This is a genomic window from Parvibaculum sp., from assembly GCF_045863935.1.
Classification (GTDB): Bacteria; Pseudomonadota; Alphaproteobacteria; order Parvibaculales; family Parvibaculaceae; genus Parvibaculum.
This window is the reverse complement of the sequence record NZ_BTVP01000077.1, coordinates 1-1,577: the sequence shown is the minus strand read 5'-3', so window position 1 is coordinate 1,577 and position 1,577 is coordinate 1. Positions and strand designations below refer to the sequence as shown.

Sequence of the window (1,577 nt, the reverse complement as noted above, 5' to 3'; positions counted from 1 at the left end):
ACGTTCTTCGTTCTGTTTCCCAGTCCGTCGCAACTGGCGCGGCACATCTCCCACCTTCGAGACATGCAGCAAATGATCGCGCCGGACGCCCCTCAGCTCGCGGGCCTTGAAGCGTTGGTGCGCGAACGATTGACGATCACCGCCCCCGCCGATGCCGACTCGCCGCCGGTCGTTCAAAGGGCTGTTGAGCGCGTCGTGCTTGAGAAGGTCGAATACGCCTGGGACTGGGACCAGTGGGGCTCGGCCGACTACATGCCGACGGTCGCGGAAATGTTCGAGCTCGCCGCCGCCGACGACGGGCAGCTCCGCGAAGACTGCGACGGTCGGGCCGTCATGGCGGCCTCGCTGATGAAGCGGCTGGGCTACGAGCCGACCCTGGTGACAGACCTGCGGCACGTCTGGGTGACCACGCCGCAGGGCGCATGGATGGGGCCCGGCGGCGAGACAACGATGGCCTCCGGCGAAGAGGGCAACGAAATCGCCTGGGGCACCCTGCTCTCCAACATCCCCACGTCGCTTTCGTTCGGCGTGGCGGTGTTTCCCTTCGTGCGCGAGATCATCATCCTCGTGACAGCGTATCTGCTGCTCATCCACCGCCGAATGTCCCGCCCCGCCGCCGCGATCGGTCTCGTCCTGCTCCTGCAGGGCCTCCTCTTCATGCGCCTCGGCTTCTTCGCCCCGACAGCAGTCACGCGCGAGGCCTCGTCCTGGCCCGCCTGGGTGGGACTAATGCACATCCTCGCTGGCTTCGCGGTGCTCATTCGGGCTTCGCGTCGGGCTCGAATAGGGATTTCTACAGTGCCCGTCTCCGCATGCTGAATTGAACCGTAGCACATCAACTCGGTACAATTGAGTAGGGAGTAGCGGCGTGAATCAGAAAATGATTGCTATTGCCGTGCCGATCTGCACGATGATCTTGCCGACTTCGGCAGCGCTCGGCAGCTTTACGGTGGATCGATGGGATTTGGCCACACGGATTCACGATAGCAATGACACCGTTCAAGATGGCTCTGTCACGGTCTCGAACCCTTTTAGTCAGCAATATGACGTCGCGCTCGGCGCCTCGCAGGCCCATTCCTATTTCGATTTTTCATGGACGCCTGATACCGCCTCCTTTCTGATCACCGCGTCGCACATCGCATTCGACGGCAACGGCGGGACCCGATCGATTTCTTCCGGCAACATATACCTCACGCCATCCGTTGATCTGTTTCTGACCGCCACCGGCACCTACGATTACGACCTGCCCGCCTGGGCCATGCAGGTGGCACATGGTCTGGACATTTTCGTCGATTCAAGCCATCCCTATTCCTGGGGCGACTTCGAAAACACATTTCTACAAGGCCCGATCTCCGGGGCATTTCACTTGTCCGAACAGGGCATACTTCCCGCCGGCAGTTCAGTAACGATCAGTTACGCGATGCACGTCGACGGCTTCGGAAACTCGGGCCTGCTCGCCGAAGGCCACGGGAATATTCTCATCACGCTCCAGCCCGTGCCGGAACCGATGACGCTTACGATGCTCGCCCTCGGCGCGGTATCGCTATCCAGACGAGTTCGCCGTCATTCGTCGTCGG

2 protein-coding genes are annotated in these 1,577 nt (G+C 61.4%); both read left to right on the top strand.

Features of this window, described 5'->3' with window-relative positions; all coding sequences use genetic code 11:
* Positions 1 to 819: hypothetical protein (locus ACKUUH_RS17070; protein WP_407951091.1), on the top strand; the 819-nt coding region annotated here is incomplete at its 5' end.
* Positions 820 to 868: 49 nt separating this feature from the next.
* Positions 869 to 1,577 (top strand): hypothetical protein (locus ACKUUH_RS17065; RefSeq protein WP_407951090.1); only part of this gene is annotated, 709 nt, incomplete at its 3' end.